This window comes from Aeromonas sp. Prich7-2, from assembly GCF_017939255.1.
Classification (GTDB): domain Bacteria; phylum Pseudomonadota; class Gammaproteobacteria; order Enterobacterales; family Aeromonadaceae; genus Aeromonas; species Aeromonas caviae.
This window is the reverse complement of the sequence record NZ_JAGKRI010000117.1, coordinates 139316-159833: the sequence shown is the minus strand read 5'-3', so window position 1 is coordinate 159833 and position 20518 is coordinate 139316. Positions and strand designations below refer to the sequence as shown.

19 protein-coding genes are annotated in these 20518 nt (G+C 62.2%); 9 read left to right on the top strand and 10 right to left on the bottom strand.

All coding sequences use genetic code 11. The annotated features are described in order from the left end of the window. Positions 1–195: 195 nt before the first annotated feature. From dapA to J9892_RS16685, 3 genes are all read left to right on the top strand, one after another. Positions 196–1068: a 4-hydroxy-tetrahydrodipicolinate synthase gene (gene dapA, locus J9892_RS16695; protein WP_180907078.1), complete on the top strand. Its 873-nt coding sequence runs from the start codon at positions 196–198 to the stop codon at positions 1066–1068. Between the two features lie 95 nt (positions 1069–1163). Then, positions 1164–2810: a diguanylate cyclase gene (locus tag J9892_RS16690; RefSeq protein ID WP_200164353.1), complete on the top strand. Its 1647-nt coding sequence runs from the start codon at positions 1164–1166 to the stop codon at positions 2808–2810. 148 nt (positions 2811–2958) lie between these two features. Next, positions 2959–3549 (top strand): beta-phosphoglucomutase family hydrolase, encoded by a 591-nt coding sequence (locus J9892_RS16685; protein ID WP_041211731.1) that lies wholly within the window; start codon positions 2959–2961, stop codon positions 3547–3549. A gap of 136 nt (positions 3550–3685) precedes the next feature. Here the strand turns inward: J9892_RS16685 and hfq are convergent, their stop codons facing one another. After that, entirely contained in the window at positions 3686–4045 is a 360-nt protein-coding gene (gene hfq, locus J9892_RS16680) for an RNA chaperone Hfq (protein WP_010675750.1), read from the bottom strand. A gap of 177 nt (positions 4046–4222) precedes the next feature. Between hfq and J9892_RS16675 the strand changes: the two genes are divergently transcribed. Genes J9892_RS16675 through J9892_RS16665 form a run of 3 tightly spaced genes read left to right on the top strand, consistent with a single transcriptional unit; the run spans position 4223 to position 7702 of the window. After that, positions 4223–5494 (top strand): paraquat-inducible protein A, encoded by a 1272-nt coding sequence (locus J9892_RS16675; protein WP_103261521.1) that lies wholly within the window; start codon positions 4223–4225, stop codon positions 5492–5494. Beyond that, positions 5487–7133, top strand: coding sequence for an intermembrane transport protein PqiB (gene pqiB, locus J9892_RS16670; RefSeq protein WP_103261520.1), 1647 nt, complete (start codon positions 5487–5489; stop codon positions 7131–7133). The genes J9892_RS16675 and pqiB overlap by 8 nt, the downstream gene beginning before the upstream one ends. Next, positions 7133–7702 carry an ABC-type transport auxiliary lipoprotein family protein gene (locus J9892_RS16665; RefSeq protein ID WP_039040600.1) on the top strand — a complete coding sequence of 190 codons (570 nt, stop codon included), beginning with the start codon at positions 7133–7135 and terminating at the stop codon, positions 7700–7702. Before pqiB ends, J9892_RS16665 begins: the two co-directional genes overlap by 1 nt. Before the next feature lie 55 nt (positions 7703–7757). Here the strand turns inward: J9892_RS16665 and ompA are convergent, their stop codons facing one another. Then, complete coding sequence (gene ompA / locus J9892_RS16660) at positions 7758–8795, bottom strand: porin OmpA (RefSeq protein ID WP_102948909.1); 1038 nt, start codon at positions 8793–8795, stop codon at positions 7758–7760. Between the two features lie 279 nt (positions 8796–9074). Then, entirely contained in the window at positions 9075–10082 is a 1008-nt protein-coding gene (locus tag J9892_RS16655) for an SGNH/GDSL hydrolase family protein (RefSeq protein ID WP_103261949.1), read from the bottom strand. A gap of 234 nt (positions 10083–10316) precedes the next feature. On the opposite strand from J9892_RS16655, the gene J9892_RS16650 reads away from it, so the two are divergent. Then, positions 10317–10697, top strand: a complete 381-nt coding sequence (locus J9892_RS16650) for a NirD/YgiW/YdeI family stress tolerance protein (RefSeq protein WP_039040598.1) — start codon at positions 10317–10319, stop codon at positions 10695–10697. Positions 10698–10754: 57 nt separating this feature from the next. On the opposite strand, the gene mltC is transcribed toward J9892_RS16650, so the two are convergent. The 5 genes from mltC to J9892_RS16625 form a co-directional block, all read right to left on the bottom strand. Next, positions 10755–11858 (bottom strand): membrane-bound lytic murein transglycosylase MltC, encoded by a 1104-nt coding sequence (mltC, locus tag J9892_RS16645; RefSeq protein ID WP_041211728.1) that lies wholly within the window; start codon positions 11856–11858, stop codon positions 10755–10757. 119 nt (positions 11859–11977) lie between these two features. Further along, positions 11978–12250 (bottom strand): oxidative damage protection protein, encoded by a 273-nt coding sequence (locus J9892_RS16640; RefSeq protein ID WP_010675742.1) that lies wholly within the window; start codon positions 12248–12250, stop codon positions 11978–11980. Next, complete coding sequence (gene mutY / locus J9892_RS16635) at positions 12247–13332, bottom strand: A/G-specific adenine glycosylase (RefSeq protein WP_049636117.1); 1086 nt, start codon at positions 13330–13332, stop codon at positions 12247–12249. Before mutY ends, J9892_RS16640 begins: the two co-directional genes overlap by 4 nt. Positions 13333–13499: 167 nt before the next feature. Then, positions 13500–14183 (bottom strand): GspB family T2SS assembly factor variant ExeB, encoded by a 684-nt coding sequence (gene exeB, locus J9892_RS16630; RefSeq protein WP_042882413.1) that lies wholly within the window; start codon positions 14181–14183, stop codon positions 13500–13502. Beyond that, positions 14183–15826: an ExeA family protein gene (locus J9892_RS16625; RefSeq protein WP_010675739.1), complete on the bottom strand. Its 1644-nt coding sequence runs from the start codon at positions 15824–15826 to the stop codon at positions 14183–14185. The genes exeB and J9892_RS16625 overlap by 1 nt, the downstream gene beginning before the upstream one ends. A 229-nt stretch (positions 15827–16055) precedes the next feature. Here J9892_RS16625 and J9892_RS16620 point away from each other — a divergent pair, with 229 nt between their 5' ends. Then, positions 16056–17294 (top strand): multifunctional CCA addition/repair protein, encoded by a 1239-nt coding sequence (locus J9892_RS16620; protein WP_210538602.1) that lies wholly within the window; start codon positions 16056–16058, stop codon positions 17292–17294. 101 nt (positions 17295–17395) lie between these two features. Here the strand turns inward: J9892_RS16620 and J9892_RS16615 are convergent, their stop codons facing one another. Together J9892_RS16615 and J9892_RS16610 are read right to left on the bottom strand one after the other, a co-directional pair. Then, on the bottom strand, positions 17396–18661 hold the full coding sequence (locus tag J9892_RS16615) for an inorganic phosphate transporter (protein WP_069784272.1): 1266 nt from the start codon (positions 18659–18661) through the stop codon (positions 17396–17398). Between the two features lie 25 nt (positions 18662–18686). Then, positions 18687–19367, bottom strand: a complete 681-nt coding sequence (locus J9892_RS16610; RefSeq protein ID WP_010675736.1) for a TIGR00153 family protein — start codon at positions 19365–19367, stop codon at positions 18687–18689. A 169-nt stretch (positions 19368–19536) separates the two neighbouring features. Here J9892_RS16610 and J9892_RS16605 point away from each other — a divergent pair, with 169 nt between their 5' ends. Beyond that, complete coding sequence (locus J9892_RS16605) at positions 19537–20490, top strand: CYTH domain-containing protein (protein ID WP_161470350.1); 954 nt, start codon at positions 19537–19539, stop codon at positions 20488–20490. The last annotated feature ends 28 nt before the right edge of the window (positions 20491–20518 follow it).

Here is a 20518-nt window from a genome sequence, read left to right as displayed (position 1 = left end):
CAGACGCCTTATTTACCCGGGGACGATGCAATGCGGTCATGCGTATCGAAACGAAAGCACAAACACAGCCTGACATTCGGGCCTGCTGGCGTGCGCGCGTAACCTCTCATCCCTGAGACGATTCAAGCCCCGGTAGCGACCCCCGTACCGGGGCTTTTTATTGACCATTTCATCTGTGTAGGAGAAGGAAATCCCATGTTTCAAGGTTCGATAGTCGCCCTGATCACCCCATTCCGACAGGGCCAGCTGGACGAGGCCGCACTGGCTCGCCTGGTGGAGTGGCACATAGAGCAAGGAACCCATGGCATAGTGCCGGTCGGCACGACCGGGGAGAGCCCGACCCTGACCCACGACGAGCACTGCCGGGTGGTGGAGCTGGTGGTCAAGCAGGTGGCGGGGCGCATTCCCGTCATCGCAGGGGCCGGGTCCAACAACCCGGTCGAGGCCATCGAGTACACCCGCTACGCCGAGCAGGCCGGGGCGGATGCCACCCTGCACGTGGCGGGTTACTACAACCGCCCCAATCAGGAAGGGCTCTACCACCACTTCAAGGCGGTGCATGACGCCACCACCAAACCCATCATCGTCTACAACATCCCGCCGCGGGCCATCGTTGACGTGCAGCCGGCGACCCTGGCCCGTCTGGCCGAGTTGCCGCGCATTGCCGGCGTGAAGGATGCCACCGGTGATCTGGCCCGCCCCTGGGTTGAACGCCAGCTCATCAAGAAGCCGTTTGCCTGGCTCTCCGGTGAAGACGCCACCGCCGTGGCCTACAACATCGGTGGTGGCCAGGGTTGCATCTCGGTGACGGCCAACGTGGCCCCCAAGCTGGTGGCCGAGGTGCAGAACCTGGCGCTGGCCGGTGAGTGGCAAGCTGCCCGCGAATTGCAGGACAAGCTCATTCCGCTGCACCAGGCCATGTTCGCCGAGCCGAGCCCCGCAGGGGCCAAGTATGCGGTCTCCCTGCTGGGTCTGTGCAGCGAAGAGTGCCGTCTGCCGGTGATACCGCTCTCCGAGGCCACCCGCGAGCGCATTCGCAGTGCCATGCAGGCATTGAATCTGTTGTAAAAACTGGGCTCTGGATCTCGCTTTTGATTGCCCGGTCAATTAATGGCCGGGCTTTGCCGATATACTCGCTTGGATACAACCAAGGATGATTTGGCATGGAAGAATGGGATCCGGAGCACTTCACCAGTTTTGAACATCTCTGTGAAGTGACCTTGTCTGCGGTCAGGGAAAAAACAGAGGCTGAACAGATCTATCTGTGGCTGCGTGCTCCGACGCCCCAGCTCTATCACTATCGCCCGGAACAGGGTCTGCTCTGCCTGAGCGCTGACATCCTCTCTTCCCTCGAGTTGCCCATCCTCTTCATCGAACGTTCCCTTGCGCTCGGCCAGTTGCTGGTGGAGCCCATCGCGCCGACCCGTGCCATCTGGGAGCGGGAGAGCGTCGAACCCGAGATCCCGCGCCTGCGCGCGAGCTTCCCCCTCAAACGCCACAAGGGATTGGAGGCCGTGGTCTATCTGGAGACCCGGCGCCGTCTCGATCGCCTGCCCCGGCGCCAGCAGCAGAGCATCCAGTTGCTGATGCACTATCTCGCCGCCGAGCTGGAGAGCCGGCGACTCGCGGGGCAGGTGGATCTGGAGCGGGATCAGCGGCTCCACACCCAGGCAGACCTCGTGCGCAGCCAGGCCCTGCAGGACTCTTTCCTCAGCATGCTGCAGGCGCTGCATCAGGTGGGGGTCAAGCTCTCCCGCTGCGAGAGCGAGGATCGTTTGCTGCACGACGCGGTGGCACTGGCCCGCCAGGAGTTGCAGTTCGATCGCATCGCCATCTTCCTGACTGACAGTGAATTCAAGACCATGCACGGTACCTGGGGTACCAACGAGGCGGGTGAGCTCATCGACGAGCGCCATTTCATCAGCCCCATTCCGGATCATCCCACGGTGCAGGAGGCGCTGCGTCGCAAGGACTATGTGCTGGTGCTGGAGGACACGCCTCTCTATTACGAGAAGCAGGAGGTGGGTCGCGGCTGGAACGCCATGGTGTCGCTCTGGGACGGGAGTACCCCCATCGGCTGGATCGCCGCCGACAACCTGCTCTGGCGGCGCCCCCTCAAGGCGTATCAGAGCGAGATCTTCAAGCAGTATGCCGCCGTGCTCTCCCAGTTGCTGATCCGCCAGCGCACCCAGGAGAAGCTTGAGCGCTTCAATCGGGAGCTGGAGCTGAGGGTGCAGGAGCGGACCCGGCAACTGGCCGATACCAACCGGGCGCTGGAGGAGGCCAACCGGCGCCTCTCTCTGCTGTCTCTGGAAGATCCCCTGACTGGCATCGCCAACCGCCGCCAATGGGACATCACCATGGAACGGGAGTGGGAGCGGGCTCGCCGCCATCAGGGCGTGCTGGCGGTGCTGATGATCGATGTGGACGAGTTCAAGTCCTACAACGATCACTTCGGTCACGGCAAGGGGGATCAGTGCCTGCAGCGGGTGGCGGCACTGCTGCAGGACACCGAGCGGCGGCGTACCAACCTGGTGGCCCGCTATGGGGGGGAGGAGTTTGTCATCCTGCTGTGTTCACCGCAGCCGGGAGAGGCGGAGCGGCTGGCGGAGCAGATCCACCAGGGGCTGGAAGCGTTGCAGATCCCCCATCCGGCCTCCCGGGTGGCACAGCGGCTCACGGTCAGCATCGGCTTCAGCTACCTCGTCCCTTCGGCGGACAAGGGGTGGCAAACCCTGACCGAGCAGGCGGATCAGGCGCTTTATCACGCCAAGTCCCAGGGGCGGGCCTGCACCCTGGCCTATCGCTGACATCTGCGTGGGAGCTGTCCGCTCGGCATCAGGCCCACGCCGCCCTGTATAAATGAGGTGGCAAGCGTTTCTCGCCATCTGGCACATGGCGATGCGCCCGCGCTCTGGCTAGAATGGGGGCCCATTTTTCACAGACAGATCCTGCACCATGACCCTATCCGGATTTCAAGGCCTGGTTTTCGACCTCGACGGCACACTGGTGGACTCCATGCCTTTGCACCTGGCCGCCTGGGAGCACACCGCCCGCGAGTTTGGCTTTCGGTTCGACGCCGACTGGTTTTATGAGCTGGGAGGCATGCCCAGCCGCAAGATAGCCCTGCTGGTGGCCGAAGTGCAGCAGATCGCGCTGGATCCCCTGGTGGTGACACGCTGCAAGACCGAACACTATGTCGCCAACCTGCACAAGGCCACCCCCTTCCCGGCCATGCTGGATCTGGTGGAACGCTATCACGGCCGGATCCCCATGGGCATCGGGACAGGCTCCCCCCGTATCAATGCCGAAGCGGTGCTGCGCAACACTGGGCTGGATCGGTATTTCCCCGTGGTGGTCACCGCCGACGACGTGGAGCTGCACAAACCCCATCCAGACACCTTCCTGCTGGTGGCGCGACGCCTGGGGGTCGAGCCCGGTCAATGTCTGGTGTTCGAGGACACGGGCATAGGCGCACAGGCCGGTGAAGCGGCCGGTATGCAGGTCTGCATGGTCAGAGAGGGAAAACCGGTCGGGTTGACCTACTGAGTAACGAAGACGAGCGGGTCAACAACCTGCTCGGGAGAGAAGCCCCACTCTCATACGGGACAGGCGAAACATGAGAGTGGGGAGCAGATGTCACTGGCTGACGCAGCGACACCGTCAGGATGGGCAGTGGCGAGATTTACTGCTCGCTGCTGCCACCCTGATTGTCGTCATAGCGGCTCGGTGCACCGTGGGGGCGCGGCGCCATGGAGACGCGTGGTTTGCGGGCGCGCTGGATGCTGACCGCAGGGCGGCCGGAGTGCATGGCGATGGTGGAAATCTTGGCCTTGTAGACCAGTTGCTGGTTGCCGTGTGCATCTGTCAGCAGCACGCTGTACTGATCGAAGCCGCTGATGGTCCCCTCCAGCTTGATGCCGCTTACCAGGAAGATGGCGACCTGGCTGCGGTTCTTGCGCAACCAGTTGAGGGCGGAATCTTGCCCGTTCCCGAGGGAGAAGGCCTGCTCGATAGTGGAGTAGCTTGGGGATTCGGTTGTCATAAATTATTGTCCCGCGGAAAAAAAGTGGCGTTTGATTGTGCTAAATGGTCACTGCCTTGTCAAAGTCATTCTCATCCCCGCCGCGGATGGTGCAACGACAGGGCTGGTGGGCGTGGGCAACAGCTGCAATAATTGGCGGTTCTGGCCCCGTGGCGGGCCTCACGCTGGGGTCTCAATTTGCATCCGGTTTCACACCAACATCCAACCACCTATACCCATGACGCAACGGCGTGCGAAGAGTGTGATCTGCTGGTGCCGGCCACGACGTTGGTCGTGGGAGAGGCGAGCGGCTGTCCACGCTGCGGCCATACCCTGAGCCGCCATCTGCCGGAGCAGGAGCGCAGGCCGCTGGCCTACGGCTTTGCCGCCCTTATCATGTTCGTGCTCTCCAACGCCTTTACCTTCATGTCGTTCTCGGCCAAGGGGGTGGGGCAGGAGATGACCTTCCTGCAGTGCATCACCACCCTGGTGGATCAGGGTTACCTGTTTCTGGGAGTGGTGCTGAGCCTGACCCTGATCGGCCTGCCGCTGGTCTACATCGGTTCCATCATGCTGGTGCTGTGGCGCCTCGACAATGATCTGCACAGCCATGCCCTGAGATCCCTCGGCCGCCTGCTGTGCCGGATCAAGCCCTGGCTGATGGTCGATGTCTTCCTCATCGGGGTGCTCATCTCTTTGGTCAAGCTGATGGGCATGGCCGACATCAAGATGGGGCTGTCGTTCTGGGCCTTCGTCGGCTATACCCTGTTGCTCATCAAGATGATCTCGTCCCTGGACAGGATGTGGCTGTGGCAGCGACTGTTCGGGCCGACCGCCGCCCGAGAGGTGGATCCCGAGGCCAGCGCCCTGGCGTCCGGGCTGGTGGGGTGCCACATTTGCGGCGCCCTGAATGAGGGGGATGCCCATACCTGCGTGCGTTGCGGCGATCACCTGCACCAGCGCAAACCGGGTGGCCTGAACCGCACCTGGGCTCTGCTCGTCACCTCGATCATCCTCTATATTCCCGCCAACCTTTACCCCATCATGGATACCGTCTTTCTGGGGGATGACAGTCCCTCGACCATCATGGGGGGGGTGGTACTGCTGTGGGCCATGGGGTCCTACCCCATCGCCGCCGTCATCTTCTTCGCCAGCGTGGTGGTACCCCTGGTGAAGATCCTGGCGCTGCTGTGGCTCTGCTTTGCGGTGCAAAGTGGCCAGTCGGCCTCGCCGCTGCGCAAGCTCAAGCTCTATCGCATGACCGAATTTGTGGGGCGCTGGTCGATGATCGACGTCTTCGTGGTGGCCATCCTGGCCGGCCTCATCCGCCTGGACAATCTGATGACCATCTACCCTGGCCCTGCGGCCGTCGCCTTTGCCGGGGTCGTACTGGTCACCATGGTGGCTGCCATGAGTTTCGATTCCCGCCTGATCTGGGATTTACAACAAGGAGAACGCGAACGTGAGTGAGCGTAAGACAAGGTGGAAACCGGGCTCTGATTTCATGAGTTCGGCTGCCGCTATCTGGATGGTGCCCTTGCTGGCCCTCTTCATCGGCGCCTGGATGCTGTTCCAGCACTGGTATTCACAAGGGCCGAGCTTCACCCTGACGGTGGCGACCGCCGAGGGCATAGTGGCGGGCAAGACGGTGATCCGTTCTCGTGAAGTGGAGGTGGGCCGTATCGAGACGGTGGAGCTCAGCGAGGACTATAGCCATGCCGTGCTCAAGGCTCGCCTGACCAATGCCGCCGCCGGCATGCTCAAGAAAGACAGCCAGTTCTGGGTGGTCAAGCCCAGGGTCGGGCGTGAGGGCGTTTCCGGTCTTGGCACCTTGCTCTCCGGTGCCTATATCGAGCTTTCTCCCGGCAAGAAGGGCACGGCGCGAAGCGAATACGCCATGCTGGACAGGCCGCCCTTGGCATCCCTGGATGCCAGGGGATTGCGGCTATCCCTGTCCAGCCGGGATGCCAACGCGCTGGGCGCGGGTTCCCCCATCAGCTATCAGGGATTCACCATCGGTCAGGTCGAAGAGGCCAAGTTCCTGCCCGAGAAGAGCGAGATGCAGTACCAGCTCTTCATCAACGCGCCTTATGACGTCCTGGTGAGCAGCAACTCCCGGTTCTGGTTGACGCCCGGCTTCGAGGTCTCCATGAGCAGCGAGGGGATGAAGGTGAAGATGGACTCGCTGGAGAGCCTGATCAACGGCGGCATCACCATGGGGCTGCCTCCCGGCTGGTTGCCGGGGGAACCGGTGAAACAGAACGACGAGTTCGTGCTGTTCAAGGACGAGGAGAGCGTGCTGGCCGGTAGCCTGGATCAGTTCATCGACTATGTCTTCCTGTTCGACAATGATGTGGGCGGGCTGCATCCCGGCGCGGCGGTACAATATCGCGGCATCCGGGTCGGTACCGTCATCTCGGCTCCCTATCTCATCGACGACAAGGGCGTCCAGCTGTTCAAGAGCCGGCAGATCCCGGTGTTGGCGCGCATCGAGGTGCAGCGTCTCTCCCACCGTTATGCCAATGCGGAGAAGGAGCAGTGGCGGGCCCTGTTCAACAAGCAGTTCAAGGAAGGGCTGAGGGCCAGCCTCAAGACCGCCAGCCTGCTGACGGGGGGCAAGGTGATCGATCTGAACTTCTATCCGGATGCGCCAGTCTATCAGCCGCTCAAGATGGCGGGCTATCAGGTCTTCCCGACCGCCCAGGCCGGGCTGGATCAGATCGAGCGCAAGGTGAATCTCATCCTCGACAAGTTCGTCGACATGGACATGGCCACCACCCTCACTCAGGTCAACAGCACCCTGATGACGCTGGACAAGACGCTCAAGCATGTCAGTGCCGTGAGTGCGAATTTGGAGCAGTTTACTGGTCAGCAGTCGACCCAGCAGTTGCCGGCCTCCCTCAACCAGAGCCTCAAGCAGTTGCAGGAGACGTTGCAGACCTATGATGCCGGTTCCCAGACCAATCAGGAACTGCGCCAGTCGGTGCAATCCCTCAACCAGCTGATGAGCGAGTTGCAACCTCTGGTCCATTCACTGAACGAGCAGCCGAGTTCACTGATCTTTGACCGCGCTCGTCCGCGGGATCCCGAGCCCAAGCGAGGAAAATGATGAAAAAACGGATGATGACGCTGGCCTTGCTGGGCCTGCTGGCGGGATGTGGCAGTGCGCCGACGACGCTGCATTACTATTCGCTGGATGCCGACACGGCGCCGTCGAGTGTCACCACGGCGCAGCCGCAGCACCAGTTGGTGCTGCGCCCCGTCGCCCTGTCCGGTCAGCTTGACCGGATGAGCCTGGTCTATCAGCTGGAGGGCAAGGAGCTGCACTTTGCCGAGTACCATCGCTGGGCAGGTTCCCTCGATGCCCAGTTGAACCAGTTGACCCTCAATGGCCTCTCCAGCCGCTTGCCTGGCTGGGTGGTGCGTCAGGACGGGGCCCGCAAGGGGCCTGTGCTGAGCATCTCGGTCGAGCGTTTCCAGGGGCGGCACGACGGCCGCGCCCTGCTGAGCGGTCGCTGGCGCCTGCTGACGGAGGAGGGGGTCGTGTTGAGAGATGTTCCCTTCCAGCAGGAGCGGGTGCTGCCTGCCGATGGGTATGGCGCCCTGGTGAACGAGCTGGGACAGGGCTGGCAACTGTTGCTCGATCAGATTGCGGCGGATGTACGCACGCGCATCTGAGGAAGCATAAAAAAAGACGGGAGGCCATGGCCTCCCGTTTTGTTTGGGGTCGTCGTTATTGCTGTACTTCCGAGACGCCCTGTACCTTGACCTCTACCCGGCGATCCGGGGCCAGGCAGACGATCAGCTCGCGCTTGGATTTGCTGGTGCAGCTGTCGCCGGTGACGGGAGACTGCTTGCCACGCCCTTCCACATTGACCTTGCCGGCGGGCAGCCCCTTGCCAATCAGGTAATCGGCCACGGTCCGGGCACGCTGCTCGGACAACTTCTGGTTGTAGGCCTCGGAACCGATGCGGTCGGTATAGCCGATGACGGTGGCCGACCCGTCTTTAGGCCTTTCCTCTTCAATCTGGCTGTAGAGGGTATCCAGCGCCTGCCCGGCCTGGGGCTTGAGGGTGGCCTTGTTGAAGTCAAACAGCACGTCCGAGCTCAAGGTGAACTGCTTGTCGACCATCACGGGCTCGGGCGCGGGGGCGGGGGCGGGAGCTGCGACCGGCAGAGCCGGTGCAACCTGACCGAAGCGGTAGACGGCGGCCAGGGAGAGCAGGCCGTTGTCCATGCGCAGGCCGGTATCGTCACGGCTGCCATACGGGGTGCTGTACTGGTATTCGAGGCGGGCTGCCCAATCCAGGCTCAGGGCATACTCCGCACCGAGCGCGCCGACGAAGGTGAAGCGGCTGTCGTTTTCCAGCTGATCGCTGTCGGTCCAGCCATAGCCGCCCCCGACACGGCCGTAAAGGTCCAGATTGTCCGCAACCGGGAACCCCAGTTTCAGCGTGAGCTGGGCCAGCTGGGCTTGCACGGAGTCATTGAAGGCCGCGCCATTGCGGGTGCCGCTGTACTTGAGCTTGCCAAGGTAGTCATAACCCAGTTCGACACCCAGATTCTGGTTGATCTGGTAACCGGCGAAGGCACCGGCGCCGACTTCATCGTCGTCTTTGTCGGTGATGGCGATGGAATTGCTCTCATCGACACCGTAGAAGTTGGACCAACCCAGTTTGGCACCGCCATACCAGGTGTTGTCTTGTCCGGCTGCCTGGGCGTTGGCCGCAAGCAAGCCTGAAACCAGCAAGGTAATCAGTGTTTTGTTCATAGATGCCTCTGCAATCTTGTGTGTGGGGAGCGCGAATTCATGTCGCCTCGCCTCGTGGGTTGGGCCTGTGTTCGACCACAACACGTTTAAACGTAGCTCGCTTTTCTCGATCTACAAGCAACTGATATAAAACATATTGTGATATCCATCTGCATCATAGTGGAGACAGAAGACCGCCGGGGAACCGTGACTCGAATCTGTGATGGGTGTCATATGGAGTTGCTTGCCCCTGTCGGCAAGAGGGCCGGCGAAGCGCCGGCCCTGGCAGGATGGCCTCCGTTATCGAGGGAGGAACTCGTACTCCTGTTCGATGAAGGCGGCAGCCCGCTCGCTCAGGGCGGCGTGTACCACTGTGGTGGGGTGGACCTGGTCCCAAAACATCTTGCCTTCACAGTTCAGCTCGCCCGCACTGCGGCGCGCCATGGGCGTTGCGACGGCCTGAGCCAGCAGAGGGTTGCCGGCGATGGCAAGACGCTCCTCGGGATTGAAGGGGGCCAGTCGACTGTCGGTGGCGGCGCTGCGGGAGGCAAAGGGCTTCCACACATAGCCGCCGCCGTAGCAGGCGTTCTCGGTGTCGCTCAGGCCGAAGTTCTGCGGCTCGCGCAGCATCTCGGCAAACTGCTTGTCGATCTCGAACAATTTCACCATGCCGGTGGGGGCTAGCTGGCGTGCCAGGTTCAGCAGTAGCTGGTTGTGGTAGGCGGAGACATGGCTGGCTGCCTCGACCACCTTCTGGCTGCGGGCCGAGGGGTTCTGGCCCAGATCAGGCAGGTTGAACAGCAGAATCTGCCTCGCACCGTTCAATACCATGCGGTTGGCCGCATCGCTGATGGCATCGCGCACCCGCTTGGCATCCTGCTCGGTGTTCCAGCCATAGGCAAGGTAGTCGTTGGCACCGACCCAGAGGATCACCAGATCGTCGGGCTTGAAGCCATCCTTTTGCAGGAACTGGGTCACCTCGTAGTCCAGGTTGTTGATGACCTGATACTTGGGATTCCAGGAGATCTTGTTGTAGGCCACGGCAGTGGCGCCCCCTTCCGCCTCGTTGGCGATGGCGAGGCCCGGGAAGTGCTGGTTGAGCTGCTCCAGCCAGACCGGGCCGTTGGAGAAACGGCCCTGATGGTAGGGAGGGCTGGAGGGGAGGTAACCACGCATCTTGTCGTACATCTTGCCGGTGTCGGAGAGGCTGTCGCCAAACATCACGATGCGGGAGAAGGGGGGGCGCGTCTCGGCGGCATGGGCCGTGAGGGCGAAGAGTCCCAATAAACACAAAAGCCATTTTTTCATGTAGCTGTTCTCATGGATGGGGCAGGACGGGCCTGCGGACTGTTCCTCGATGGCGGCGGGCTGGGAACCCGCATGGCCAGACGAAAAGGTATCCATTCGAATACATTTTTGCAGCATGCCGTGGCCAGTTAATCGCTTGCGATCACATCACTCCTCCCTGAATGGGGAGGCTTCACGTTTGTTTCACGCGCCCCCGGGCAAGATGCCCTCATACCGCAAAGACAGGAGCATGAAATGAACAACGCAAAAGCAATCGCCCTGGTGGCCCTGATGTCCGTCTCTTCTTTCGCCATGGCGGCCTACACCGGCCCCAAGGAGCAGAACAAGGTATCGGTCGCCCAGTTGAAAGACGTGGCCGATGATCAGTGGGTGACCCTGGAAGGCAAGCTGGTCAAACACCTGGGTGGCGAAAACTACCTGTTCCGTGACGACAGCGGCGAGGTGGAAGTGGAGGTGGACGGTGACGTGTGGCGCGGTACCGAGGTGGGTCCTGACGATCTGATCCGCGTGCGCGGCGAGGTGGACCACAGCTGGAACAAGACCGAAGTCGAGGTGGAACACCTGGAGAAGGTGGGGGCAGCGCCCCTGAGCAAGGGCGGCTTCATCGCCAAGTAAGCTTTCAGGCGACAGTAAATGAGAAGGGCGCTCCGGGAGCGCCCTTCTTGCATGCCATCAGCCAGCCCGGCTTGCGACGGTTCGCTTGAACCCCTTCTCGGCCTGATTGACCTTGTAGAGATAGCGGCGAGCCTCTGCCTTGGGATGCTGTTCGGTCAGCACCTGATAGACGGCCTCGGGGGAGAGGCGGTTGATCATGCCGGGGGCCGCCTTGCGATCGTTGGAGAAGGTGTTGAGCACCCCTCCCGCACCACCGTTGTAGGCGGAGATCACCGCATAGCGGCGGGACTGGGGATCCTGGATATCCGCCAGATAGACGGTCTGCAGCAGGTGCAGGTAGGCGGTCCCCACATCGATGTTGTAGGCCGGATTGAACAGATCTTCCCTGGTCGGCTGGCCATCCTTGCCCTTGACCCTCACATAGACATCCCGCCCAGCGGTAGCCGGGATCACCTGCATCAGGCCATAGGCGTTGGCGTGGCTGACCGCATAGGGGTTGAAGCTGCTCTCGGTCTTGATCACCGCGTAGATGAGACTCTCGGCGACCCCGTACTTGCGGGAGGCATCGCGGATGATGCTGGCGTATTTGTAGCCGCGCCTGTCTTCGTGGTTGGCCACCATGGGAATGTCGATGAAGAAGATGTTGCGGATCCCGAGGGTGCGCTTCTTCATCGCGTTGGCGATCAGATAGTCGGCATAACGCTCTGCACGCCAGCTGGAGCGGATCGCTTGTCCCTGGTTGTCCAGCACCTGGCCATAGAGGAAGGGCTCGCCACCTGGCATGATCTCACGGTCGGAATAAAGGTCGACTTCTGCCGGATCGTCCGGGGTCAGCAGGGTTTCGATGATGGCGCGACGCAGGTGGGCACGGGGATCCAGACCCGAGACGGTCTCCACCATGATGTGACCGCTGGAGAAATCGATGTGGGCGCGGCTCTTGTACTGATCCGTGTATTTGACGTAGTCAAACTTGCCCGCGAACAGCGCCTCGCGCCCCCATATCTCGTTCACGTTATGGGAGAGCGCACTGATCATGTGTTCAAAACCGCGCACGTCCTTGCCATTGACCAGATCATCATCGCCACCCCCGCTGGTCTGGGGTGTGGATGAACAGGCAGAGAGAAACAGCAGGGCGCACAGCAGCCCAAAAAAACGACCCATAAGATCCTCAAACCGGGCGGTGGGGCCGCCCGTCACTGACTGGCCTGAGCCAGGATTGGTGTCACCCTGCGGCATATTGACGACTCAGGGGGACGCTGGCCCTTTGACTCGATTCCCGCTCACTGGCTGGGAGGGGTGTAACCGTCGATCTGGACTTCACCCGCGTCGAACAGATAGCTGACCATCTCTTTTTCCAGCAACTGGCGGTGCTCGAGATTCATCATGTTCAGCTTCTTCTCGTTGATCAGCATGACCTGCTTCTTCTGCCACTCGGTCCAGGCTTCCTTGCTGATGTTGTCGAAGATCCGCTTGCCGAGTTCACCGGGGTAGAGTTGGAAATCGAGACCCGGCGCTTCTTTCTTCAGGCGCAGGCAAAATACGGTACGGCTCATGTTGACCTCTGTGGTTGCAAGTCTGGTTGTAAGTCCGGGTAGGCGAGCAGACGGGCCGTGGCCGCCGCCAATCCCACCTCGGCAGGATGGCGTAAGTTATACCAGAGTCGGGTATCCGCTTCCATGAGCAGGGGGGCGGGCGGAACAGCCATTTCGATCAGCAAAGGGCGGATATCGAGGTGGAAGTGGCTGAAAGTGTGACGAAATCCAGCGAGCTCCTGATAGGCGGCATCCTCCAGCCCCAACTCCCGCAGTCGTCCGGTCACCTCGGTGAGGGATTCCACCTGCGGGAAGCAGTAAAGCCCGCCCCAGATCCCTTGCGGCGGACGCTTCTCCAGCAGCAGCTGATCGCCGTGGCGGATGATCAGCATAATGCCGTTGCGTGCCGGAATGCTCTTCTTCGGCTTGCAGTGAGGGTAGGCGGTGGGGTTGCCCTGCGACAGCCCCTGGCAATCGGCCTGCACCGGGCAGCGCTCGCAGGCGGGCTTGCTGCGGGTGCAGACGGTGGCCCCCATGTCCATCATGGCCTGATTGTACTGGGCCACCCCGACGCGCGGGGTGAGGCGGGTCGCCAGCTCCCAGAGATCGTGCTCGACCTGCTTCTGGCCCGGCCAGCCCGCCAGCGCCAGCCAGCGGGTGAGTACCCGCTTCACATTGCCATCCAGGATGGCGTGGGGCTGGCCCAGAGAGAGGGAGAGCACGGCCCCGGCGGTGGAGCGACCGATGCCGGGCAGGGCCATCACCTCTTCCAGTTGTTCCGGAAAGAGGCCGCCGTGCAGATCGCGGATCTGCTGGGCAGCCTTGTGCAGGTTGCGCGCGCGCGCGTAGTAGCCAAGCCCGGTCCAGTGATGCAGCACCTCGTCGATGGGGGCGTTGGCCAGGGCCAGCACGTCGGGGAAGCGGGCCATGAACCGCTCGTAATAGGGGATGACAGTGGCAACCTGGGTCTGTTGCAGCATGATCTCGGAGACCCAGACCCGGTAGGGGGTCTTGTCCTGCTGCCAGGGCAGGGTCTTGCGGCCGTGGATCTGGTACCAGTCCAGAATGCGGGTGGCGAAGGTGGTGTTGTCTGAGTGGCTCACAGTGTGCTCATGTTCTGATGATAAGTCCGCCCGCCATCAGGAGGGCGATCCCCGACCCGGCGCATGGCAATGGTCGAGTGTAGGTTATTGATGAAAAAGGGGAGCTCTCGGGCTCCCTCAGAATGGGCGCTGACCCTCCCGGGGGAGGGCCACCGGATGCCGGCAGATCAGCCGCGCCAGTCTTGCAGCGCCTTGAGGCTGGCATACTGGCCGTCGACCTGCAGGACGATGTAGTCCTGGGCGATGGCTGCCAGGATGACACCGGGGGCGATCTCATTCCCCTCGCGCCACTCCCGTCCATTGAGCACGACGGCCCGCTTGGCCGGGTCGGAGGAGTAGTTGTGGGCACCATAGGTCAGGGACGGTACCTGCTGTTTCAGGGCCGGGGCCAGGGCGCCGAGGGGGATGGCACTGGTCTGGACCTGAGCCTGGGGCGCACTCTCTTCCACCAGCGGCGTGTTGTTGAGGGCGGCCATCAGCCGTTCTGCCAGACTCTGTCCCCCCTGGTTTGCGGTAGTCGCAGCCGGGGTTGCGGCAGGTCTTGGAGCGACCACGGGCTCCGGCAGGGGGGGCGGCAGCGGCCGGGTGATCATGGGCCTGGGTTCGACCCGCACGAAGGGGGGAGTCACCACTTCCTTCACTTCGACCTGCTGTTCCACGGGTTTGAGGTGATAGAGGTGCCAGCCATAGTTGGCGGCGGCGCCCATCACCAGGGCCAGGGGCACCAGGGCCCACCAGATCCAGCGGCGGTTGGGCTCCTCTTCCTGGCTCACGGGCAGACCCATGAGCGGCATATGGGGGGTGAACTGGGGCTGGTCGGCCCGGCGCAGGGCCTTGAGCAGGGTGGACATCAGGAGGCCTCCTCGACCATGGGATCCGTCTCATCATCCGCCACGCTGTCGAGATCGACCGGCGTGCTGGCTCGCAGGGATTCATCCTCCAGCCTGGGCATGGGTTCGCCGGAGGCCACATTCAGCCGCAGCAGGGTGTTGCTGCCGGCGATGCCGTCCGGGGTCAGTCCCTGCTCGCGCTGGAACTGTTGCAGCTTGTTCTTGAGGGTGGCATCAAAGCGGCTCACCTTGCGATCGGGTTGCTGCATGGCGCGGCTAAGGGCGTTGTCCAGCCACTGCACCTGGGCAGCCCCGGCATTGCTCGCTATCAGGGGCACGTTGCCCCTGGGCATGCGCCAGAGCAGGGTGTAGCTGCCGCCCCAGGCGTCGGAGAGCCACTGCCTGTCCACCTGCCAGCTCTGGTTGCCGATGAGCAGGGAAGCCTTGTCCGCCCCCAGGCTGACCAGGGTGGCGTAATAGAGGCCGCCGGTCTCGTCGGTGAGACTGATGAGGGCCGGGTATTGCAGCGCCTGCAATTGCGCCAGGGAGGCTTCTCCCTCCTGGCAGCGCAGGCCCGCACGGGGGGCATTGTCGCAGGTTGCCTCCTCCAGCTCGGCCTGGTAGCCCCATACCTTGTAGAGATTCTGCATGGCGACGTCCGGCTCCAGCGCCTGATTGATGGCGCGGGTCAGCTGGGCCTGCTGCTCCGGCGTGTCATCCACCTTGACCGGTACCTCGACCTTGACCAGGGGGCGGGCTGGGAAGAATCCAAAGAATTGCCAGCCCCACCAGCCGGTGGCGACCAGCAGGGCGCCCACCAGGGCGACCGTGAGGCCGGATTGCCAGCTTCCCTCGTCGCGAATGCCGCTCACCTCATACGCGGACTGGCTGATGTCCCCGTGCACTATCTTGTGGCTGCCACGGGCGAAGGCGGCGATGAGGGCGCGGTCGCAGATGAGGTTGATGAGACGGGGAATGCCCCCGGAGAGGCGATGCAGGGTCTGGATGGCCCTGGGGGTGAAGATGGGCTGGACGCAGCCTGCCACCTGCAACCGGAAGCGGACATAGGCATCCACATCCTGGCGCGACAGCGGCAGCAGGTGATAGCGGGCGGTGATCCGCTGCGCCAGCTGGCGCAACAGGGGCTGGCGCAGCATCTGTTGCAGCTCGGGCTGGCCGATGAGCACCACCTGCAGCAGTTTCTTCTCGTCTGTCTCCAGATTGGTGAGCAGTCGTAACTGCTCCAGCACGCCGGGCAGCAGGTGCTGGGCTTCATCCACCAGCACCACGCTGCGCTTGCCTGCCGCCAGATTCGCCAGCAGATGATCCCGGATAAGGTCGAACAATTGCTTGAGGCTGGCCTCTTCGCCGTAGGGCAACTGGAATTCGTCGCAGATGGCGGCCAGCAGATCCCGCTCGGTCAGAGAGGGATTGAGGATGTAAGCGATCTCGGTGTCGGCGGGCAATTGCTGCAGCAGACAGCGGGAGACGGTGGTCTTTCCCGTACCCACTTCCCCGGTCAGCAGCACGAAGCCGCCACCGTCCTGCAACCCGTAGTTGAGGTGGGCGAGGGCCTCCCCGTGACGCTCGCTCATATAGAGGTATTTGGGGTTGGGCGAGATGGAGAACGGGGGCTCCGACAGACCGAAGAACTGTGTGTACATAAGGATCCATTCCATTGTTATGGGCGGCAGGTTAAAGCCTCCCAAAAGGGATGTCAAAGACCCGGATACCATAAGGGGAGCTGGCTCGAACCACGGGCTGACTCACCCAGGACGATAGCGGGAAGTGGCCGCCCGGCCGAGTGATGGCGAGCCCGGTGCAGCGGGGGCACATCGTCTCTCTTGGCCAAAAGCGGTATCATCGGGGCAAGTTTATCGAGGGAGAGTGCGCGTGCAGATTTATCTGGTCGGAGGGGCGGTGCGGGATCGCCTGTTGGGATTGCCCCAGGGGGATCGGGATCACCTGGTGGTTGGCGCCACGGTGGAGCAGATGCTGGGTCTCGGATTCACCCAGGTGGGCCGAGACTTTCCGGTCTTTCTTCACCCCCAAACCCAGCAGGAGTACGCCCTGGCGCGCACCGAGCGCAAGCAGGGGCAGGGTTACACCGGCTTCGTCTGCCATGCCGCCCCCGAGGTGACGCTGGAGCAGGATCTGCTGCGCCGGGATCTCACCATCAACGCCATCGCCGAAGATAAGGATGGGCAACTGCACGATCCCTACGGCGGCGTACAAGATCTGGAGGCGCGGTTGCTGCGCCATGTCTCGCCGGCCTTTGCCGAGGATCCCCTGCGCATCCTGCGGGTGGCGCGCTTCGCCGCCCGTTTTCATGCCCAGGGGTTCGTGGTGGCCCCCGAGACGCTGGGGCTGATGCGCGAGATGACGGAGGCTGGGGAGCTGGCCCACCTGACCCCGGAGCGGGTCTGGAAGGAGCTGGAAAAAGTGCTGCTGGGGCCGACACCCCAGATCTTCTTCGAGGTGCTGCGCGAATGCGGCGCACTCAAGGCGCTCTTCCCCGAGCTCGATGCCCTGTTCGGTGTGCCGGCACCTGCCAGATGGCACCCGGAGATCGACACCGGCATCCACACCATGATGGTGCTGGCGCAGGCATGTCGTCTCTCCACCGAACTGACCGTGCGCTTCGCGTCCCTCTGCCACGACTTTGGCAAGGGGCTGACCCCGCCCGCCTTCTGGCCGAGCCATCACGGCCATGGCCAGAAGGGATTGCCTCTCATTCGGGATTTTTGCGAGCGCTTCCGGGTGCCGAACGAGTGTCGCGATCTGGCGCTGCTGGTGAGCGACCTGCACACCCATATCCACATAGCCTTCGAGCTCAAGCCCGCGACCCTGCTCAAGGTATTCGACAAGGCCGATGCCTGGCGCAGACCGGAGCGCTTTGCCCAGCTGCTCGATGCCTGTCGCGCCGACTTCCACGGTCGTACCGGCTTCGAAGAGAAGGTCTACAGTCAGCCGGACTATGTCGCCGAGGCCCTGGAGGCGGCGCAGTCTGTGCCGGTCAAGGAGATAGTGGCGGCCGGCTTCAAAGGGGAGGCAATCCGCGAGCAGCTTGCCAAGCGGCGGCTCGATGCCATCAGCCGGGTGCGCGACGAGTGGACCTTTATCGAGGAGTAAACGCCGCAGCCGATCGACGCTCAATCGACGGCGTGATATGGGCGAAGCATAAAAAAGCCCGGGTCAATGACCCGGGCTTTTTGTCGTGCGGCGTGGGCTGCTCAGGAGAAGCAGGCCTGCAACACGTAGAAGATGGCGATGGCCAGGATGGCGCCCGCGGGCAGGGTGATGACCCAGGAGACCACGATGTTGCGCAGCACGCCCAGGTTCAGGGCCGCGATGCCCCGTGCCAGACCGACGCCCATGACGGCACCGACCAGGGTCTGGGTGGTGGAGATGGGCAGACCGGTGCCGGAGGCTATCACCACGGTGGCTGCGGTGGCCAGCTGGGCTGCGAAGCCACGGCTCGGGGTCAGGTGGGTGATGCCGGTGCCGACGGTCGCCATCACCTTCTCGCCCATGGTGGCCAGACCGATGACGATGCCGATGCCGCCAAGGGGCAGGATCCACCAGGCGATGTGGGAGCTGCCGCCGATCTCGCCGCCGGCCGCCACGATGGAGGCGACTGCAGAGAGCGGACCGATGGCGTTGGCCACGTCGTTGGAGCCATGGGCGAAGGCCATGGCGCAGGCGGTGATGATCATCAGGATGCCGAACACCTTCTCCACGTTGGCGAAGTGCATCTTGCTGTCATCTTTCGGGTTGTACTGCTGGCCGCGGATATAGATCCAGCCGGCAAACGCCACCGCGATAGAGATGGCGACGGAGAGCAGCGCGCCTTCGCCATTGCTCAGGTGCAGACCGACGTGTGTCAGCCCTTTTTTGATGGTGACCAGGCAGATGACCAGGGACGTCAGGAACATGTAGAAGGGGACATAGCGCTTGGCGTTGTCCAGGGGATTGTCCGTGTTGAAGATGAGCTTCTGCACGCTGATGAACATGAAGTAGGCGATGATGCCCGAGATGGCCGGCGTGATGATCCAGGAGCCGACGATGCCGCCAAACTTGTTCCACTGTACCGCTTCCGGACCGATGCTCACCACGGCGAAGCCCACGATGGCGCCGATGATGGAGTGAGTGGTGGAGACGGGCCAGCCGAAATAGGAGGCCAGGATCAGCCACAGACCCGCAGCCAGCAGGGAGGCGATCATGCCGAGCACCAGCAGATCCGGCGTGTCGGCAAAGGCGTTGCTGTCGATGATGCCGCTGCGGATGGTGGCCGTCACTTCGCCACCGGCCAGATAGGCACCGGCAAATTCAAAGATCATGGCGATGATGATCGCCTGACGGATGGTCAGGGACTTGGTGCCGACCGATGTGCCCATGGCGTTGGCGACGTCGTTCGCACCAATGCCCCAGGCCATCAAAAAGCCGAACAAGGCCGCCACGAGCACCAGGGTGGTGCCGTAATTCGCGATAATGTCCATTAGTAGTGTTTACCCAGTCAGTCGATTACGAACGAGCCAGCATCAATTCCAGACGGGCGCCAACGCGCTCTGCCTGATCAGCCAGGTCACCTACCCATTCGAGGATCTTGTAGAGGAACATAACGTCGATCGGATTGTATTTGTGCTCAACGGCTTGCAGCTGTTGGCGCAGTCCGATCTGCATGGTGTCAGTATCGTCCTCGATGAGATCCAGCTGGTGGATCATCTCGGCAACCATTTCAACTTCACGTCCTTTAAAGCCGGTTTCGAGCAGCTCATCGAGTTCTCCGATGGCTTTTTCGGCTTGGGCGGTCGCATCGATACAGCGTTTGAGATAGGCCATGAAATCGGCGCGCATCTCGGTGGGGAATTCCATCTTGCGGCCAAGCATGCGACCGGAAATATCCTTGGCACGGTTGGCAATCTTGTCCTGCTGGGTCAAGAGCTCCAGCAGATCGGTACGGGCGACCGGCAGGAACAGGCCGCGGGGGAGTTTCAAGCGGATTTCGCGCTTGAGGATGTCCGCTTCTTTTTCCAGCTGGGCGATCTGTTGCCGGATCTTCTCGGCATCTTCCCAGCGGTCTTCGGCAACGGCATCAAAGAAGGGAATGAGCTGTTCGCAGCACACGTGAACCTTGACGATATGCTTCTGCAGCGGCTTGATGGGGGACTTGGCAAAAAGACCCAAAATAGTATTTACTGGCATGGCCAAACCTGTGTCGGTGAAAAAACACTCGATACGATTTTATGAGGGGCGCATGGTAACCGAACTGTGCCATCAATAAAACCGTGAATTAATCGTGAACTGTCGCTGGCATTATATCCTCGCGACCCTGAACATGCCCCCCAAAGTTGCCCGCCAGCCCGGAATGACTATGCAAACTGAGATCGAGATAAAGTTTTTCGTCACCAGCAATATTCAAGAATCCCTCTCCAACATTCTGAATTCACTAGAGATTATCTCTTCCAATCAAGCCACTCTTGGCAACGTCTATTTCGACACGCCCGATCTGGGTTTGCGTGGGCTCGAGATGGGGTTGCGCATTCGTCGCAGCGATGATTTTTCCGAGCAGACCATCAAGTGCCGGGGGCAGGTCGTGGGCGGATTGCACGCCAGACCCGAGTACAACACCCCGGTAGAGGGAACCATTCCGACCCTGTCTGCCTTTCCTGCCGATATCTGGCCGAGTCTGGTGGTGCGCGATGAACTCCAGAGCCGTCTGGTGGCCCAGTTCAGCACCGATTTCCTGCGCCGCCACTGGCTGATCGCATTCGGAGATGCCGAGATCGAGCTGGCCTGGGATCAGGGGGAGATTGCCGGTGCCCTGGGGCGTACCGGGATCGACGAGCTGGAGCTGGAGCTGAAATCCGGCGATGCCCGCGCCCTGTTCACCCTGGCGAGCAAGCTGGCGGCGCTGGGAGGATTGCGGCTGGGTGCCCAGTCCAAGGCGCAGCGCGGATACAGGCTGGCTGGGCTTGGCAAGCCACTGGCCGTGCAGCCCCTGCAAGGGATTGAGGGCAAAGATCAGAAGACCAGCATTACCCTGGGTATGCAGCACTGGCAGTATCATGAGCAGCTCTGGCTCGAGAGTGGCGATGCTGGCGAACAACAACGGGCGCTGCATGCTCTGCTCGAGGGGGTATCCCTGGTTGCCGAGGCGGCAGGCACGCTGACGGTGCCCCCCTCCTGGCTGGCCGACCTGCAGGCACAACAGCATCTGATGATGCAGGTGGCCGGGGATCGTGCATCACTGCATGCCCTGTTCCACCATGCCGACCTGGTGGGCCTGCAGCTGTCCATCGCGGCCTGGCTGCATCTGGGCGGGTGAATCCTCAGTGGTGCAGAGCGCAAAAAGG

What these genes read in the sequence shown, in the direction of transcription:
- dapA (WP_180907078.1), top strand. Translation starts at nt 196, where the DNA reads ATGTTTCAAGGTTCGATAGTCGCCCTGATCACCCCATTCCGACAGGGC.
- J9892_RS16690 (WP_200164353.1), top strand. Translation starts at nt 1,164, where the DNA reads ATGGAAGAATGGGATCCGGAGCACTTCACCAGTTTTGAACATCTCTGT.
- J9892_RS16685 (WP_041211731.1), top strand. Translation starts at nt 2,959, where the DNA reads ATGACCCTATCCGGATTTCAAGGCCTGGTTTTCGACCTCGACGGCACA.
- hfq (WP_010675750.1), bottom strand. Translation starts at nt 4,045, where the DNA reads ATGACAACCGAATCCCCAAGCTACTCCACTATCGAGCAGGCCTTCTCC.
- J9892_RS16665 (WP_039040600.1), top strand. Translation starts at nt 7,133, where the DNA reads ATGAAAAAACGGATGATGACGCTGGCCTTGCTGGGCCTGCTGGCGGGA.
- ompA (WP_102948909.1), bottom strand. Translation starts at nt 8,795, where the DNA reads ATGAACAAAACACTGATTACCTTGCTGGTTTCAGGCTTGCTTGCGGCC.
- J9892_RS16655 (WP_103261949.1), bottom strand. Translation starts at nt 10,082, where the DNA reads ATGAAAAAATGGCTTTTGTGTTTATTGGGACTCTTCGCCCTCACGGCC.
- J9892_RS16650 (WP_039040598.1), top strand. Translation starts at nt 10,317, where the DNA reads ATGAACAACGCAAAAGCAATCGCCCTGGTGGCCCTGATGTCCGTCTCT.
- mltC (WP_041211728.1), bottom strand. Translation starts at nt 11,858, where the DNA reads ATGGGTCGTTTTTTTGGGCTGCTGTGCGCCCTGCTGTTTCTCTCTGCC.
- J9892_RS16640 (WP_010675742.1), bottom strand. Translation starts at nt 12,250, where the DNA reads ATGAGCCGTACCGTATTTTGCCTGCGCCTGAAGAAAGAAGCGCCGGGT.
- exeB (WP_042882413.1), bottom strand. Translation starts at nt 14,183, where the DNA reads ATGTCCACCCTGCTCAAGGCCCTGCGCCGGGCCGACCAGCCCCAGTTC.
- J9892_RS16625 (WP_010675739.1), bottom strand. Translation starts at nt 15,826, where the DNA reads ATGTACACACAGTTCTTCGGTCTGTCGGAGCCCCCGTTCTCCATCTCG.
- J9892_RS16615 (WP_069784272.1), bottom strand. Translation starts at nt 18,661, where the DNA reads ATGGACATTATCGCGAATTACGGCACCACCCTGGTGCTCGTGGCGGCC.
- J9892_RS16610 (WP_010675736.1), bottom strand. Translation starts at nt 19,367, where the DNA reads ATGCCAGTAAATACTATTTTGGGTCTTTTTGCCAAGTCCCCCATCAAG.
- J9892_RS16605 (WP_161470350.1), top strand. Translation starts at nt 19,537, where the DNA reads ATGCAAACTGAGATCGAGATAAAGTTTTTCGTCACCAGCAATATTCAA.